The organism is Shewanella sp. 10N.286.51.B2 (genome assembly GCF_041469265.1).
Taxonomy (GTDB): Bacteria; Pseudomonadota; Gammaproteobacteria; order Enterobacterales; family Shewanellaceae; genus Shewanella.
The window spans coordinates 16,903-33,676 of sequence record NZ_JBFRKH010000041.1; the positions used below are offsets into that span (position 1 = coordinate 16,903).

At 42.8% G+C, this 16,774-nt stretch carries 14 protein-coding genes; 9 read left to right on the forward strand and 5 right to left on the reverse strand.

Annotated elements, in window-relative coordinates:
• Positions 1–30 precede the first annotated feature (30 nt).
• Positions 31–849, forward strand: coding sequence for an SDR family NAD(P)-dependent oxidoreductase (locus AB4140_RS11255; protein ID WP_372000975.1), 819 nt, complete (start codon positions 31–33; stop codon positions 847–849).
• A gap of 205 nt (positions 850–1,054) precedes the next feature.
• Here the strand turns inward: AB4140_RS11255 and mdh are convergent, their stop codons facing one another.
• Positions 1,055–1,990, reverse strand: a complete 936-nt coding sequence (mdh, locus tag AB4140_RS11260) for a malate dehydrogenase (RefSeq protein ID WP_102438496.1) — start codon at positions 1,988–1,990, stop codon at positions 1,055–1,057.
• Between the two features lie 305 nt (positions 1,991–2,295).
• Between mdh and argR the strand changes: the two genes are divergently transcribed.
• Positions 2,296–2,766, forward strand: a complete 471-nt coding sequence (argR, locus tag AB4140_RS11265) for a transcriptional regulator ArgR (RefSeq protein ID WP_076539676.1) — start codon at positions 2,296–2,298, stop codon at positions 2,764–2,766.
• An 89-nt stretch (positions 2,767–2,855) separates the two neighbouring features.
• On the opposite strand, the gene rsuA is transcribed toward argR, so the two are convergent.
• Positions 2,856–3,545 (reverse strand): 16S rRNA pseudouridine(516) synthase RsuA, encoded by a 690-nt coding sequence (rsuA, locus tag AB4140_RS11270; protein WP_102438498.1) that lies wholly within the window; start codon positions 3,543–3,545, stop codon positions 2,856–2,858.
• A gap of 284 nt (positions 3,546–3,829) precedes the next feature.
• Between rsuA and AB4140_RS11275 the strand changes: the two genes are divergently transcribed.
• The 4 genes from AB4140_RS11275 (at position 3,830) to AB4140_RS11290 (ending at position 8,120) form a co-directional block, all read left to right on the forward strand.
• The gene (locus AB4140_RS11275) at positions 3,830–5,920 is read left to right on the forward strand and encodes a M13 family metallopeptidase (protein WP_102531731.1); all 2,091 of its coding nucleotides are present in this window, start codon (positions 3,830–3,832) and stop codon (positions 5,918–5,920) included.
• Positions 5,921–6,193: 273 nt separating this feature from the next.
• Entirely contained in the window at positions 6,194–6,961 is a 768-nt protein-coding gene (locus tag AB4140_RS11280; protein ID WP_102438502.1) for a RelA/SpoT domain-containing protein, read from the forward strand.
• A gap of 175 nt (positions 6,962–7,136) precedes the next feature.
• Complete coding sequence (locus AB4140_RS11285) at positions 7,137–7,541, forward strand: SMI1/KNR4 family protein (protein ID WP_076539686.1); 405 nt, start codon at positions 7,137–7,139, stop codon at positions 7,539–7,541.
• Positions 7,542–7,619: 78 nt separating this feature from the next.
• Positions 7,620–8,120, forward strand: coding sequence for a DUF4447 family protein (locus tag AB4140_RS11290; protein WP_102438504.1), 501 nt, complete (start codon positions 7,620–7,622; stop codon positions 8,118–8,120).
• Positions 8,121–8,252: 132 nt separating this feature from the next.
• Here the strand turns inward: AB4140_RS11290 and AB4140_RS11295 are convergent, their stop codons facing one another.
• Entirely contained in the window at positions 8,253–8,891 is a 639-nt protein-coding gene (locus AB4140_RS11295) for a glutathione S-transferase family protein (protein WP_102438506.1), read from the reverse strand.
• 95 nt (positions 8,892–8,986) lie between these two features.
• On the reverse strand, positions 8,987–11,593 hold the full coding sequence (locus AB4140_RS11300; protein ID WP_372000979.1) for a TonB-dependent receptor plug domain-containing protein: 2,607 nt from the start codon (positions 11,591–11,593) through the stop codon (positions 8,987–8,989).
• 319 nt (positions 11,594–11,912) lie between these two features.
• Here AB4140_RS11300 and AB4140_RS11305 point away from each other — a divergent pair, with 319 nt between their 5' ends.
• Positions 11,913–13,172 carry an NRAMP family divalent metal transporter gene (locus tag AB4140_RS11305; protein WP_102475318.1) on the forward strand — a complete coding sequence of 420 codons (1,260 nt, stop codon included), beginning with the start codon at positions 11,913–11,915 and terminating at the stop codon, positions 13,170–13,172.
• Between the two features lie 257 nt (positions 13,173–13,429).
• Positions 13,430–13,894 (forward strand): DUF1456 family protein, encoded by a 465-nt coding sequence (locus tag AB4140_RS11310; protein ID WP_076539695.1) that lies wholly within the window; start codon positions 13,430–13,432, stop codon positions 13,892–13,894.
• 65 nt (positions 13,895–13,959) lie between these two features.
• Here AB4140_RS11310 and AB4140_RS11315 read toward each other — a convergent pair whose 3' ends face one another.
• Positions 13,960–14,553 (reverse strand): hypothetical protein, encoded by a 594-nt coding sequence (locus AB4140_RS11315; protein ID WP_102438516.1) that lies wholly within the window; start codon positions 14,551–14,553, stop codon positions 13,960–13,962.
• Positions 14,554–14,917: 364 nt separating this feature from the next.
• Between AB4140_RS11315 and AB4140_RS11320 the strand changes: the two genes are divergently transcribed.
• Complete coding sequence (locus AB4140_RS11320; RefSeq protein WP_102475319.1) at positions 14,918–16,606, forward strand: NAD-dependent malic enzyme; 1,689 nt, start codon at positions 14,918–14,920, stop codon at positions 16,604–16,606.
• Positions 16,607–16,774: the final 168 nt, after the last annotated feature.

The following is a 16,774-nucleotide window of genomic DNA, read 5'->3' on the forward strand; positions in this document are numbered from 1 at the left end:
ACAATCAGCCATCAACCCAAGGAGATTTACTTGAGCCAATCATTCACTGCAAATTCAGGCTCAGTTGCGTTAATCATTGGTGCATCTTCTGGGATTGCAAAGGCCATTATTGCAGCACTGATTAAGCAAGATACGGCAACTGACATAAAGCACCTCATCAGTATCAGCCAATCTGCAACTGCTGAGACGAAATTGGCTAATGAAAGTACTAACCCCATAACTCAGCAACATATTAGCTGCGATTATTCAGCAGACGCCATTGCCACACTGTGCCAGCAATTGCAGCCGTTTAAAGGTAAAATTACTCGGGTATTTATTTGTAATGGCAGATTGCACAATCAGTATCAAATGACTGGCGCAGCAACAGGGAGCGCCTCAGAAAACACAGTTTCTAAAACTCTCCCCTTTAAAACAATAGCCCCTGAAAAGCGCTTAGAAGATGTTAACCCTGAGGCAATGCAGGCTTTGTTTGAGTCAAACACCATTACCCCTATGCTGTGGCTACAGTATTTAGTCAAACTGGTTGCAGGTAAACAGGGCTGTATTATTAATGTGCTCAGCGCCCGAGTAGGCAGTATTAGTGATAATCGCTTGGGAGGATGGTATAGCTATCGCGCTTCAAAAGCTGCGCTAAACATGCTAATTAAAACCGCGGCGATTGAATATGCTCGGCGTGCCAAAAACGTAAAGCTCATTGCTTTTCATCCCGGCACCACAGACACCCCATTATCCAAACCTTTTCAGGCCAAAGTGCCCGCTGAAAAATTATTTACTGCTGAATTTGTCGCGTCGCAATTACTGAATATCAATAACGCAATTAAGGAAGCTGGAAGCTGGAAGCGAAAGTAGTGAAGATGACAACGCTGAAATTGACCGAATTTACTACGATGGACAAGCCAGCTTTATTGATTGGCAAGGAAAACTGATTAGTTGGTAAAGGGCTTAGGTCTTTTTCCCTTGCAGCAACTTTAGCCTGTCAGCAACAAAAATGCGAAGCCAAAGGCTTCGCATTTTTATCGGTAAATCAAGTTATCAATAATTGATAAGCTTAAATTTACTTAACGAACTCAACACCAAGTTTGATGTCGCCGTTTAATGTATCAAGCATTGCATCACGGGCATTAGCTTCAAATGCGCTAACATCGCCGTATGGTAATACTTTTTCTACGCCGTTTTTACCAAGTAATACAGGTTGTGCGAAGAAGTCAGCATGTTCACTGCCGCCATCAACATAAGCACATTCAACCACGTTAGCTTCGCCTTGTAGGCCGCGAACCAATGATAGGCCAAAGCGACATGCCGCTTGACCCATAGACAGAGTCGCACTACCGCCACCCGCTTTAGCTTCAACAACTTCAGTACCCGCATTCTGGATACGTGTTGTTAGCGCTGCAACTTCTTCATCAGTAAAGCTTACGCCTTCAACTTGTGAAAGAAGTGGCAGAATAGTCACACCACTGTGGCCACCAATAACGTTGATGTTTACATCAGCAACGTTTAGCCCTTTAAGGTCAGCGATGAAGGTTTCAGAGCGGATAACATCAAGTGTCGTCACACCGAATAAACGGTTCTTATCGTAAACACCTGCTTTTTTAAGTACTTCAGCCGCAATAGCAACAGTAGTATTTACTGGGTTAGTGATAACGCCAATTAATGCTTTAGGGCAAGTTGCCGCCACTTTTTCAATAAGGTTTCTTACGATACCCGCATTGATATTAAATAGATCTGAGCGATCCATACCAGGCTTACGCGCAACACCTGCAGAGATAAGAACAACATCAGCGCCAACTAGCGCAGGAGTTGGGTCTTCACCAGCAAAACCAGCCACTTTTACATCTGTAGGGATGTGGCTTAAGTCAACTGCAACACCTGGAGTAACAGGAGCGATGTCATATAAAGACAACTCTGAACCTGCAGGAAGTTGAGTTTTTAATAGTAAAGCTAAGGCCTGGCCGATACCGCCAGCAGCACCAAGTACAGCTACTTTCATGATGATCTCCAATTACGTTCTAGTGATTGACTTCAGTCTGGTCTGTGACACAGATCATGTTTTCTTGTGGCGTCACATTACTGGATCACAGCGAGGATTTCAATTATCCCTTAGTAGATCACACTAATTTCCTTATTCTATGATATGTATATAAATAATGACTAATTTAGCCAGTAATAGCTAAAATGAATTTTTATTCACCAATTTAGCTTATTTCTTGACTTGATGCGTTTATCTATTCAGAATGAGCTACTTTTTTGAATAAAATCTATTCTTTTTAAAAATTACTATAAGACGAAAAAAATATGCCAGCGACTAAGAATCAGGATGAACTCGTAAAGACGTTTAAGTCGATATTAAAGGAAGAGCGCTTTGGTAGCCAAAGTGAAATCGTAATCGCACTGCAAGCAGAAGGTTTTGGCAATATTAACCAGTCAAAAGTTTCCCGTATGCTAAGTAAGTTTGGTGCAGTACGTACCCGTAATGCTAAGCAAGAAATGGTATATTGTTTACCCGCTGAGTTAGGTGTGCCAACAGCAGGCAGCCCTGTTAAAAACTTGGTATTGGATGTGGATCATAACCAAGCGATGATCGTAGTCAGAACCAGCCCCGGCGCAGCGCAGCTTATTGCCCGATTATTAGACTCGATAGGTAAGCCTGAAGGGATTTTGGGGACTATTGCTGGTGATGACACTATCTTTATTTGTCCTTCAAGTATCAAAACCATTGATGATACCTTAGAAACGGTAAAATCACTGTTTGGCTATAGTGAATAGCCCTCTTAGCAAATAACACCTTCACGATTTATTGAGCCATTAAAAAAGCAGCCTTAGGCTGCTTTTTTGGTTTTAACAGTGCGTAAGTGTTAAATTGAGGCGATTTCAGCATCGGTGAGAAAACGCCATTCGCCTTCTTCTAAATCAGCATCAAGTTCAATTTCACCCACAGCTTCACGATGTAAATTGACCACCCGATTCCCCACAGCAGCAAACATACGCTTCACTTGATGGTACTTACCTTCGCTGATAGTTAATCTGGCATGGTATTCATCAATGATCTCTAGCAGCGCCGGTTTAGTTAAGCCGTCTTCACTTTTTAATTGGATCCCTTCGGCAAAGGTTTCCACCAATGCAGGATCAAGTGATGCAGCAGCTTCGATAAGGTAACGTTTACCGCAATCTTTTTTAGGTGAGGTGATTTTATGTGACCACTGGCCATCGCTGGTGATCAGCACCAAACCTGTGGTGTCCACATCTAAACGCCCAGCAATATGCAGGGTATCGACTTTTTCAATATCCATTAATCCCAACACCGATTGATATTCTTCATCAATGGTTGAGCAAATGGTATCAACAGGCTTGTGCATCATGATGTAGCGCTCGCCCACGATCTTAATTTGACGACCTTCGATACACACTTCAGTATCATCTTTCACTTTAAAGCTCGCGTCTTTAACCACGTCACCATTACAGGTCACTTCACCTGACTTGATAACTCTTTTTGCTAATGAACGAGTCAGCTCGGTGCTCTCGCAGATAAATTTGTCTAAACGCATATATAAAACCAAGTGAAAACTAATTGGTCGCTATTATGAGCTGTTGGCTAGCAAATAGAAAACGATAAATGGCCACTGTAACATTCTGGTAATTTTTAGTTACACAACACAGTCAATAAATGCTCAATTTATCACTAAAAGCCTAGCCTTAGCCCTTGTTAAGTGCCCCTGTTAAGACTTAACATGTTGGTCACATAAAACTGTCTTAAGGCAGTGAACAATAAAAACAGCTCAAAATTAAGGCCGATAAAAAGGCTTCACTCTTCAATGCATAGGGAAACAACATGAAAAAGCTAGTTATCGGTGGGCTTTGCGCCTCACTTATCGCAGGCCTTAGTGCCTGCAATTCAGATAAAGCAGTCACTGAATCCGCAGCACCAGAAGTCGCTAAAACAGAAACCGCAGTTGCCGTTGAAAAAGCCCTTACCTCAGGTATTAGCTTTGACAATATGGACAAGTCAGTTCGCCCACAAGATGATTTTTACCTCTACGTAAATGGCGGCTGGTTAAACACCGCGGAAATCCCTGGTGACCGCACCAATATCGGCGCCTTTTACGACTTGCGCGAAAATGCCCGTGACGACGTTAAAGCCATCATCGAAGATGTCAGTGCAAACCCAGATCTTAAAATGGGTACTGATGAGCAAAAAGTGGCCGATCTTTACCGTTCATTTATGGATGTTGAAACCTTAAATAAATTAGGTATTAGCCCAATCCAAGCTGAATTTGCCCAAATTGCCGCGCTAAAAGATAAAAATGAATTAACCGCCTATTTTGGCGAAAGCCAAGTTAATGGTGGCGGCACACCATTAGCGTTTTATGTCAATGTTGATGCTAAAGATTCAAGCCGTTACGCCACCCATATTTGGCAATATGGTCTTAGCCTTCCTGAAAAAGATTACTACTTCAATGAAGAAGAGCGCTTCGTTAATATTCGTAGCAAATACCTTGAGCATATCGAGAAGATGTTTGACCTTGCCGGCCTTGAAAATGGCAAGCAAGCAGCGCAAACGGTTTTAGCATTAGAAACCGCTATCGCTGAGCAACATTGGGATGTAGTTGAAACCCGCGACAGCACTAAAACTTATAATCTTTATCAAGTTAAAGATTTAGCGACCTTAGCACCAGACATTAACTGGGATGGCTATTTAGCAGCCCTTGGTGGTGATAAGCAGTCTGACATCATCATTAACCAACCAAGCTTTATTGAAGGCATGAACCAAGTAATTAAAGACAATGATCTTAATACTTGGAAAACCTACATGACCTGGATGGCACTCACTCATAATGCGAGTCACTTATCTGAAGCGCTTGATAATGAAAACTTCGAGTTTTTCTCAAAAACACTTAATGGCCAAGAAGAGCAACAACCTCGCTGGAAGCGCGGCGTAAGCACAGTCAGTGGCACCTTGGGTGAAGTTGTCGGTAAAGTGTATGTAAAACGTCACTTTGTACCAGAAGCAAAAACCCGTATGAGCCAATTGGTTGAAAATTTACGTGGCGCTTACGGCACTAGCATCGAATCATTGGATTGGATGAGCGAAGACACTAAAGTTGCAGCTAAAGATAAGCTGGCTAAATTCAATCCTAAAATTGGTTACCCTGATAAGTGGGAAGACTACAGCAAACTCACTATTGCAGCCGATGATTTACACGGCAACATTAAACGTTCTGCGGTTGTTTCTCATAACAAAGATATCGCAAAACTTGGTCAGCCAATTGATAAAGGCGAGTGGCACATGACGCCGCAAACCGTTAATGCTTATTACAATCCAACCATGAACGAGATTGTCTTCCCTGCAGCTATTTTACAGCCACCATTTTTCAACCTTGAAGCTGATGACGCGGTAAACTACGGCGGCATTGGTGCAGTCATTGGCCACGAAATGGGCCACGGGTTTGATGATCAAGGCGCTAAATTTGATGGCGAAGGTAACATGCGTGATTGGTGGACTGAAGCTGATTTAAAAGCCTTTACCGCTAAGGGTAAAGCATTAATAACTCAGTACAATGGTTATCAAGTATTTGATGATTTACACGTTAATGGTGAGCTAACTTTAGGTGAGAACATCGGTGACTTATCTGGTGTAACCATCGCTTATAAAGCCTACAAAATGTCATTGAACGGTGAAGAAGCACCGGTCATTGACGGCTTAACGGGTGATGAGCGCTTCTTTATGGGCTTTAGCCAAATTTGGCGAGTAAAAATGAAAGAAGAAGCGCTGCGTAACCGCGTTGCTACTGATCCGCACTCACCAGGTCACTTCCGTGCATTAGGCGCACTGTCTAATATGCCTGAGTTTTACCAGACTTATGGCGTAAAAGAAGGTGACAAGATGTTTATCGCCGCTGATGAGCGAGTAAAAATCTGGTAATCATTAACTTAAAGTCATTAGCTTGAGTAAAAAATCAATAAGGGCATCATTTGATGCCCTTATTATTTGGCTACATAAAGTACAACTGTGCGCCTTAAAAGCATTAGCCCGCAAAATCTACCTATTCCTAATCCATTGCCTCTTGAGCGCAGCGTTAAGACATTGCTTTTAACCACACCATAAACCGACATGGTATTCAGGTGTTATTCAGCTAATTAAAGCTAATCTAGCCCCATCAATTTCACGCAGATATTGAACTAAGGTGAATACTCAATGAGTCGAATTTTTAGAACCTTTATTATCTTTTTATTGTTGCTGACAAGCCGCAATGCCATTGCCATAACGGTGGACACCAAACCCGTAAAGCCCACTTACGACTTTAGGCAAATTGTGAGTAACGATCTCGACAGCCTATTAGCGTTACAAAATACTCTCGGGGCGGCGCCGCAGCAATTTAGCCATGATTTAGATGCCTTGTTTGAGCGTGCCCCTGAGGCACAATCGGAGCTAAGCAATTTAGTGACTAAAATTAGCCAGCAAAATCAGGCTTACACGATTATTCCTAAAATAAAAAGCTACCAAAGAGCCCAGCAAAAAATCGCCCTTAAATTTGACGGTGATGCCAGCTACCTCACCGATATTGCCAGAGCAACCATTGTTACTAATGATGTTGCCAGCTTGATGAGCGCTTATAAAGCCATTGTCGCACACGCTGAAGTCGTACAAGTTAAGAACCGCTTTGCCACTCCTAAAGCATCTGGTTACCGTGATTTAAACCTGCTGGTTAAACTGCCTCAAAGCCAAATGGTTGCTGAAGTGCAATTACACCTTAATAAGATTGCTGAAATTAAAAGCGGCCCAGAGCACCATGTCTACGAGCAAATTCAACACATCGAATTACAAGCTCAACGCCAACATAGACCCGTCAGTGAGCTTGAATTTATGCAAATTGTGAAACTGCGTCAAACTTCACACAAGCTGTATCACAAAGCGTGGTTAAGCTATAAACGTCAGAGTTTGGCAGAACTGCAAGCGGCATAAACTCTCAAATAAAGCACTAACTCGTTTAACGTTCGCCCCTGTACCCCTTGTTATTTACCTCCCCTTGGCACCTTTTTAAAAGGTGCTTTTTTTTGCCTAAAATAAAATCTGAATTGGTTAAAAGCGCCATTCAGGCTATACTCCCGCCATTATTGCCCGATGACTGGATACACTGATGAATGACATCATTGAAATGCTACAAGACTTGAGTGAAACGGTACCAGTACCACTCGAATTACCGACATTCGAGCAACTGGTAGAAGTGGAAGAACAAATTTTAATTTCACTGCCAAATGATTTAAAAGAATACTTATTATTTGCCAGTGATGTCATTTATGGCTCCATTGAAATGGTCACTGCATCAGATCCGTATTCACACACTTATTTACCTGAAGTGACCAGCTATGCCTGGTCTATCGGCATGCCAAGAGAATATATTGCTATCTGCCAGCAAGGCGATAACTTTTATTGTATCGACCAAGAAGGCAATGTGCGTCACTTCTATAAAGGTCGCATGGTCGACATTATGTGGGAATCATTGTGGGACTGGATCCAAGACATTTGGCTGAAACGAAAATAGCCTAAGTTTGACCAGCTAACATCATCAACGTACACAGTAAACCCATACCGTTACAGTATTAGAAAATTAGGAAACATCATGGCTAAATCAAACAACTTAAACGCAATTGAAATGCAGTGTTTACGGTTATCTTTAGGGTTAACGGTTGAGCAAATTGCTGAGTTAACTAAAACCACTCCTGAAGCGGTGATTGCTTGGGAAGCAGGTGAAACTGAAGCGCCTGTGGTTGCACAAAAGAAATTGCTTGAAATTGAAGACACCATTGAGATGCAAGTGCTTAACACCACTGACGGTATCGAAGCGTTATTTAAAACTGAACCTAAGCGCCGTTTAGCCTTTGTGGTTTACCCAACTCAAGCTATTTACACTCAGTACAATCCTGAGTTTTTAAGCTCACTGCCTTACACTGAGCTTTATAATACTGCGGCGTGGCGCATCAAAAAAGAATGCCAAATCGTACTTGATGTTGAAGTCAGCTTAGTGGCCTTAGAAGTGGAAAGCTACAAATCATTCCGTGCTGACAAGGGCATGAGTGAAAGCCGTGAGAGCCGCGCAAAATGGGCTGCAGCTCAGCTGTAAGCCCTTAAGCGAGCACTTTATGACATTAAAATGGGAAGCCTCTGGCTTCCCTTTTTATTGCTGACTTTTAGTGTCAGTTTTATCGGTGTAGCGATAGTGACATCAAACTCACTCAATCAATTCGATCAAGTGTTACTCACTTTGGGCCGCCGCTTTGGCCGCTGCTGACTTTTTAAGTGCTGCCGCTAAGCTCGGGCTTTGTTGTAAACGGTCACGATAAGCGGTGAGTTTAGGCGGAATGGTTTGCTCAAACATAGTGGCCCACAATAACGTTTGCGCCAATAAAATATCAGCAATGGTTAACTCGCTGCCACAAAGATAGCCTGATTCTGGTACCCATAATTCAGCAATAGCCGCAGCACGATTAAACTCAAACTTTGCCACTGGCAACATGGCATCTAAACGCTGCTCATCTGGTAAAGCAAAGCGGTGCTTACCCATACTCCATAAAGGCTGCTCTAATTCACAAATAATAAAACTGACCCATTGATGATGTTTTGCTGACGCTGCGCTGCCAGGCATAGGTAAAAATCGGCCATTACCGTACTTTTCAGCCAAATATTGTAAAATAGCGGCTGACTCAGTTAACACCAGCTCACCATCCGTAATCACGGGCATTTTACCACTGGGATTTAAGGCCAAATAGGCTTCAGCGCGGTTATCTCCTTTTGAAAAATCCACAAAGGAAAACTGCCACTCAATGCCTAGCTCTTCTAATAGCCAAGACACGCGTAATGCGCGACTTTGGGGCGTGCCATACAAAGTAATCATAATCTGTCCCTGTTTGATAAAGTAAGCTAATAACTGCCATAAAAAAGCGGCTTGCGCCGCTTGGTATTCATGCTGTAAACATTAGCCTAGTTTAATTAAAACTGGTAGCTAACTTTACCGTACCATAAGGCGCCGATGGCTGAATGAGTTGCTTGATCGTAACCCATGAAGTCAGCAGCACTAAATGGTGGTTCTTCATTAAACACGTTATTAGCACCCACTGTCAGTGACCAATGGTCAAAGCCAATATAAGTGACATTTAAATCCAAAGTAAGCATTGAATCAATTTGACCTGTGGCGCCTGCATCAACATTATCAGTGTATTCACCAATGTAGTTTAAGCGTGCGCTGGTTTGCCAGTCGGTATAACCCCAATCCATACCACCAATCCAGCGATATTCGGGATGTTGGTACTCGCCAGCTAACTCACGCGTTGAACCGTCTTCACGTACTTGATCAAAGCTATTGACCCAAGTCAGGTTATAGCTAAAGCCAAACTCACCAGCAGAGTCGGTATTCAATACATATTTGACATCAAAATCGACACCGTCTGTAGATTGACTACCTAAGTTGCCAAATTGGTCATAAATTTCAATAATGCGCCCGGGAACATTAGTCGATGAAGGTTCACGCTTAACCACATTGGCATTATCACCTTGGATATCGACTAAGTATTGGGTATCAGAGGTGATCAAACCATCTTGATCGTAATTCCAGTAATCCACCCCGACACTTAAACCATCAGTGATTTCCCAAACACCGCCCACGTTATATGAGGTCGACTCTTCAGGTTGTAAATTAGGGTTACCAGAAAATATCACCGTACGCTCTTGGGCAGTACAATCTTCTTCTAAGCCCGTTAATGGACAACGTGTGGTATCCACTAAACCAGGTGACTCCTGAGAAGGACCTAAACCTAATTGCACCAGTGATGGCGCTCTAAACGCTTCGCCCCAACTGGCGCGCAATGTGAGGTTATCAAGCGGGGTATAACGCAGTGCTATTTTAGGGTTAGTGGTATCACCAAAGTCGCTGTAATCTTCATAACGCAGCGCTAATTGCGCTTCTAAACGCTCAAAAATCGGTACCGCTAACTCAATAAATAATGAAGTTTGATCGCGTTCACCTGCAGCTTCTGTGGCTTCAGTACCAAAAATTTCACCACGCTTAAACAGCTCATCAGGATTATCTGACAATGACTCTTCACGGTACTCAAAACCGACCGCCATGGCTAAACTGCCCGCAGGCATATCCATTAAGTCGCCACTGATTTTACCGTCGAAAGCATTGGTGGTTGATTTACCACTTCGGGTGGTATTAACACTGATATCGTCAATCACAGTGCCTTGCTGGGTCGTCGCTAACGGGTTAAACGCGCCTGAGTTTATGGCCTCTTGTAAACGTGGCGTCCACACAAAGCCTTGCTCACCAAATTCAAGGTTACGGTTATAAGAATAGGTGTAAGCTAATTCCCACTCCCAATCAGACAACATACCATTTAAGCCTAACACCACACGGGCGCTATCTGATTCTGATGATTTTTGTCGCGGCCCAGTTTCAGTTAAACGCCGACGCATGGTCAAGTCTTCACCAGGAAACGGATTAATAGCTGCGCCACTGGTAAACAGTGGGTTATCGTTGAGCATGTAAAACTCACCAAAAGATGGGCTGGCAGCGCCTTTAATCACACTTTCATTATGCTGATACATAAGCTCAGCAAATAGACTTAAGTCATCATTAAATTCATAGTTTTGAAATACTGATAAGCCCATGCGGCTCGACTCTGGCACTGAGGTCATTTCTGGCGCGTAATCATAGCGGCAGTAACTGCCTTTAACACTATCAGCGGGACAATTTACATCAGGGGTCCAGCCAAACAAGTCTGATTTAGGGGTAATTGAGCCATCCATACCAATGGTTGCAGGAATGTATGAACCAGGGTTACCCGCAGACGATCTAAAGTCGCTACCGCCATTTGCAGTTTGATCTGCTGAACGTGAATAATCACGATCGGCAAATAAGGTTTCACGCTCTTTAAAATAATCAAAAATTACTGTGGTATGAGACTTTCCATTCGCCGCTTCCGTGCCCCACAAAATAGAGCCAGCTTGCTGACCACCGCCATCTTCAACGGTTTCAGCAATCTTGCCGTTAACCTCAAAGCCTTCGAAATCTTTTTTCATGATGATGTTTATCACACCAGCAATCGCATCTGAACCATAGGTTGCAGAAGCGCCGTCTTTAACGATATCAATTCGCTTAACTGCAGAAATCGGAATTGAATTTATATCAACAAAGGCAGTATCAATTGATTTTGCAAACGACGATACCGCAATACGGCGACCGTTTAATAACACCAAGGTGGCATCAGCGCCAAGACCACGAAGTGACACAGCTGCGCCACCATTAGCAGTGTCATCTGAGTTGTTACCTTGGGTAGAAAAAGTACCACTACCCGATACCGGGAGTTTACTGAGCAGTTGTGAAATATCTTGAGCGCCAGAACGGGCAATATCTTCAGCGCTTAACACCGTCATTGGTGAAGCCCCTTCGAGATCGGTCCGTTTAATATGAGTACCAGTAACTTCAATGCGTTCGACTTCGGGTTCGGCAGCAAAAGCGGTCTGCGTTAAAAACGTTGGGGTGAGCATAAGTGATACGGCAGTAGCGCAAGCGCTCCGCCAGAATTGAGGTCGTGACATAATTATCCCTAATTTAAAATATTAACTTGTTTAGACTCAACATCATTTTTAAGTCTGGTTTAGCTGAACTCTTTCGATTGAGTTTCTAATACCGCGCAGTATATTAGTACTTCGCAATACACTAACCTAAGTAATTTCCACAGGATGTCAACGATTGATTTTTAGGCAAATGTAACAAATCGTACCAGTAAGCCATTAATTTGCTATATTCAACTATTGATAAAGTGTGACATAGTCATTATCAATTTAAACAATAAGATAGTGTAATAAGCAGCTATTTTATGTCAGCCCCATGACGTGAAGAATAACGAGACAAATAATGACAACAGCTCAGCCAGCAACAAGCCGCTCTAGCCGATTTGCCACCCTCTTTGCCAGCCTAGGGCCGGGGATTTTAATGGCTGCAGCGGCCATTGGCGCCTCTCATTTGGTGGCATCAACCCGTGCTGGCGCCGAGTTTGGTTGGCAATTAGCTTGGGTTGTTCTCGCAGTCAATATTCTTAAGTACCCTTTCTTTGCTGCGGGTGCTCGCTATACCGCTGCCACCAACGAAAGCTTACTCCATGGCTATTTAAAGCAAGGTCGTGGCTACCTGCTGATGTTTACCTGTTTAAATACCATTGCTGCCATTGCCAGCACTGCCGGTGTGTGTATGTTAACCGCAGCCATGCTAACCCAGTTTGTGCCGCTGCCCATTGATATACTGGCTTTTTTGGTCTTAGTCAGCTCGCTGGCATTATTGATCCTCGGTCATTATCAGTTACTCGATAAACTGACTAAAGTCATCATGCTAGCCCTGACATTAACCACGCTAATCGCTGTGACATTAGCTTTTAATCACTCAGCAGGAACGGTTGCAACTGTGCCCAGTGAATCACCTTGGCAATGGGCTTATGTGGGTTTCTTAGTGGCAATGATGGGCTGGATGCCAGCGCCAATTGAAGTCAGTGCCTGGAACTCTTTATGGCTATTGGAAAAGCAAAAAACACAAACCGTCACCAGTAAGCAAGCCATCTTTGACTTTAACTTAGGCTTTATTGTCACCGCTATTTTAGCGATTGTGTTTCTCGCCCTAGGGGCACTGGTTATGCATGGTAGTGGTGAGCAATTTGCCAGCTCTGGGGCTAAATTTGCCAGCCAGCTGATCGATTTATACAGCGATGTTATGGGCCAAGAAAGTCGTTATTTGATTGCCCTTGTCGCTTTTTTATGTATTTTCAGTACCACAGTAACCGTGATTGATGGTTACAGTAGAACCTTAGATATTGGCTGGCAGCTTTTAACCCATAAACCAGACTGCTCGGCACGATTAACCCGAGTTATGTTGCTGGTTTCCGCCTTCGCAATGGCTTTAATTTGGTTCTTTAAAGGCGCCCTATTACCACTGCTTGAGTTTGTTATGACCCTAGCATTTATGACCACGGTTATTTTTGCTTGGCTTAATTATCGCTTGATGACCAGTAATTCATTACCTGAAGAACATCGATATGGTTTGAAAATGAAAATATTATCTTGGTTTGGTTTAACCTATTTAGTCGGTTTCTCAGCTGTATTTATTTACTGGAAATTAATTCTATAATCGCTTTTTAAAAGCAAATTTAACCAGTTACAATGTCAATAAGTCAGTCACAATAAGCCATAGCATGAACTGGCATATCCGCATCATAATTATGAGAGAGCGGATCTGTGGTTAGATAATCTGACCTAATGCCCTCAACTCAGGTATAATCACTGTTCAATGTGTTTTAAGCCTAAAGCGATGTGATAGTAATATCGTTCAGGTAACTTTAAACATAAGCACTTACTTTACCAGCGCAGCCGCGCCCAGAGACCTTTATGATTAACAATGACATCCTTCGCCGCCTTCGTTTTGTATTTGATTACTCAAATGCCAAAATGACTAAAATCTTCGCTCAAGCAAATGTTGAAGTCAGCAATGACGAAATCATTAGCTTATTAAAGAAAGAAGAGGAAGAAGGTTATAAAGCTTGTAATGACAAATTAATGTGTCAGTTTTTAGATGGCTTTATCATCGAAAAACGTGGTTTACGTGAAGGTAGTGAAGTACCTGCACCGCTAAAAGATCTAACCAACAACTTAATTTTCAAGAAATTACGTATCGCATTAGAACTTCGTGAAGATGACATTATTGAGCTGATTGGTTCTGCTGACTTGGCTATTGGTAAGTCTGAATTAGGCGCGTTATTCCGTAATCCTAGCCATAAAAACTACAAAACCTGTGGCGATCAGATTTTACGTAACTTCCTTAAAGGTTTATCACTTAAACATCGCGGAATGTAATATTTTCCTTAGCGTTTAAGCTTCCTTATTTAATGCACAGCTTAGGCTGTGCATTTTTATTTGTATCAATAAGGCCTATCTGGCGATGCCAGCTCATCCCAATAAATGGCTTGTTTAAAATGCTGGGCTAAGCGTTGATTAAGTTTGTCAAAATTTGAAATCGCCACCTCTTGACCGCTAATGCAAGACCACACAAACCGATGACAGTTATTATTGAATAGCTCATACTCACGATATTGAAATAATGATTGCTGCGCCCTTTCTAGCGCCTCAGGAGCTACAAGGGGTTGATGAAGATGATTACAAGCTTGAAAAATCCGGCTGCCACTGCGGCTTTTTAAAAAGCGCGCCGACGAAATAGGCCTAATTAAGCCACTGCCATGTAACTCCACCAAGCTATTATCCCCAAGCCACACGCCTGTATGTTCAATGACCCCAAATACAAAACAGCACACGATGGCCCCAGGCTCTGGGCTTACCTTGACCTTATTATGATGCAATATACTTGGCAGTAATGGGCTGAAATTGTTGTCATCAGGCACCGCTGGCGCACGACCTAAATAGCGTTGTCTATGGAGCAATTGACGCTTTTTGTGCTCGTCAGCCACCAGCATTGCTGTGATTGCTGCGCTGCCTAACAAGATAAAAGGAACTGCCATAACACCCCAATATGTAAAACACCTTAAAATCATCATGGCAGAACCGCGCTAAATTACGCCGCTAAAAATGTAACCAACTTTGTCAAAATCACAGCTGATTGTGTGGATTATCTAAAACCTCAGTAAATACATCCACATGACTTTTAAGCCTTTACCATAAAAGTAAATAGCCAATGCCTAAAAAAACATCAATAAAAATCTGTGATTAGGCTCACTTAACAGACCACAATAAAATCAAGATGTGATAACCTGCACCGATAACAAGATACGTCTACGATTAACAACAAAATTCTATCTTTGAGATAAAAATTAACTAACTGTAGATAAAAATAACTGCAATACGTCACTGACAATAAGGTTTCCAATGGACGAGAATAAACGCCCTCTCTATCTTCCTTTCGCAGGTCCAGCGATTCTTGAATCTCCTATGCTCAATAAAGGCACTGCTTTTAGCGAAGAAGAACGCATTTACTTTAACCTTGAAGGGCTTATCCCTTGGGTGGTTGAAACTATCGATGAGCAAGCATCGCGTGCTTATGATCAATATAAAAACTTTACTAACGATCTCGATAAGCATATTTACCTGCGTAATATTCAAGATACCAACGAAACGCTTTTTTATCGTTTAGTGCGTAATCACATCAGTGAAATGATGCCAATCATCTATACCCCTACGGTAGGCTTAGCGTGTGAGCGTTTTTCTAAAAACTATCGCCGTAACCGTGGTCTGTTTATCTCGTATTCCAATAAAGACCGTATTGATGACATCCTCAATAACTCGACCCGTCATAAAGTAAAAGTCATTGTGGTAACCGATGGCGAGCGCATTTTAGGCTTAGGCGATCAAGGTATTGGTGGCATGGGGATCCCCATTGGTAAATTATCTTTATACACCAGTTGTGGCGGGATCAGTCCGGCGTACTGCTTGGCGATCACCTTAGATGTCGGCACTGACAACCCTCATTTACTAGAAGACCCTATGTATATGGGCTGGCGCCACCAGCGTATTGGCGGTGAAGAATACGCTGAGTTTGTTGAAGAGTTTATGCAAGCGGTTAGTCGTCGCTGGCCTGAAGCATTAATCCAATTCGAAGATTTTGCTCAGAAAAATGCCATGCCATTACTTGAGCGCTACAAAGATAGATTCTGTACCTTTAATGATGATATTCAAGGTACTGCAGCAGTGACTGTAGGTTCATTACTAGCAGCCTGTAAAGCTGCAAACACGCAATTATGTAAGCAAAGAGTCGCCTTTTTAGGCGCTGGTAGTGCCGGCTGTGGTATTGCTGAAGCCATTGTGGCGCAAATGGTTGCTGAAGGTATTAGCGACGAGCAAGCACGCTCACAAGTGTTTATGGTCGACCGCTGGGGACTGTTACTTGATAACATGCCAACCCTGTTAGGCTTCCAGCAAAAACTGGCACAAAAAACCGCTAATATTGAAAACTGGGACGGATTTAGCGATCACATTTCATTACTTAATGTGGTTAATAATGCCAAGCCAACTGTGCTTATTGGCGTATCTGGTGCGCCAGGTTTATTTACCGAAGAAATAATCAAAGCCATGCATAGCCATTGCAAGCGCCCGATTGTATTCCCGCTATCTAATCCAACCAGCCGCGTTGAAGCAACGCCTAAAGATGTGCTGCATTGGACCAATGGCCAAGCACTTGTGGCTACCGGTAGCCCGTTCGAACCAGTTGTAATTGAAGAAGAAACCTTTGAAATTGCTCAATGTAACAATAGCTTTATCTTCCCCGGTATTGGCTTAGGCGTATTAGCAAGTGGCGCAACTCGGGTATCAGATGAAATGCTGATGGCATCAAGTCGTGCGCTGGCAGAGTGTTCACCCCTTGGTCAAAATGGTACCGGCTCATTACTGCCAAGACTGGAAGACATTCAGCAAGTGAGCAAATATATTGCTTTTGCAGTGGCTAAAAAAGCTATCGAGCAAGAATTAGCCCTACCTTGTCCAGATGAATTACTGCAACAACAAATTGAAAGTAATTTCTGGGAACCTGAATATCGCCGTTACAAACGCACCGCGTTCTAACTACTGCCAAGACGGGAAGACATTCAGCAAGTGAGCAAATATATTGCTTTTGCAGTGGCTAAAAAAGCTATCGAGCAAGAATTAGCCCTACCTTGTCCAGATGAATTACTGCAACAACAAATTGAAAGTAATTTCTGGGAACCTGAATATCGCCGTTACAAACGCACC

Bases quoted from the DNA above. Each gene is read 5' to 3' on its own strand.
- mdh (WP_102438496.1), bottom strand. From the start codon at position 1,990: ATGAAAGTAGCTGTACTTGGTGCTGCTGGCGGTATCGGCCAGGCCTTA.
- argR (WP_076539676.1), top strand. From the start codon at position 2,296: ATGCCAGCGACTAAGAATCAGGATGAACTCGTAAAGACGTTTAAGTCG.
- rsuA (WP_102438498.1), bottom strand. From the start codon at position 3,545: ATGCGTTTAGACAAATTTATCTGCGAGAGCACCGAGCTGACTCGTTCA.
- AB4140_RS11275 (WP_102531731.1), top strand. From the start codon at position 3,830: ATGAAAAAGCTAGTTATCGGTGGGCTTTGCGCCTCACTTATCGCAGGC.
- AB4140_RS11280 (WP_102438502.1), top strand. From the start codon at position 6,194: ATGAGTCGAATTTTTAGAACCTTTATTATCTTTTTATTGTTGCTGACA.
- AB4140_RS11285 (WP_076539686.1), top strand. From the start codon at position 7,137: ATGAATGACATCATTGAAATGCTACAAGACTTGAGTGAAACGGTACCA.
- AB4140_RS11290 (WP_102438504.1), top strand. From the start codon at position 7,620: ATGGCTAAATCAAACAACTTAAACGCAATTGAAATGCAGTGTTTACGG.
- AB4140_RS11295 (WP_102438506.1), bottom strand. From the start codon at position 8,891: ATGATTACTTTGTATGGCACGCCCCAAAGTCGCGCATTACGCGTGTCT.
- AB4140_RS11300 (WP_372000979.1), bottom strand. From the start codon at position 11,593: ATGTCACGACCTCAATTCTGGCGGAGCGCTTGCGCTACTGCCGTATCA.
- AB4140_RS11305 (WP_102475318.1), top strand. From the start codon at position 11,913: ATGACAACAGCTCAGCCAGCAACAAGCCGCTCTAGCCGATTTGCCACC.
- AB4140_RS11310 (WP_076539695.1), top strand. From the start codon at position 13,430: ATGATTAACAATGACATCCTTCGCCGCCTTCGTTTTGTATTTGATTAC.
- AB4140_RS11315 (WP_102438516.1), bottom strand. From the start codon at position 14,553: ATGGCAGTTCCTTTTATCTTGTTAGGCAGCGCAGCAATCACAGCAATG.
- AB4140_RS11320 (WP_102475319.1), top strand. From the start codon at position 14,918: ATGGACGAGAATAAACGCCCTCTCTATCTTCCTTTCGCAGGTCCAGCG.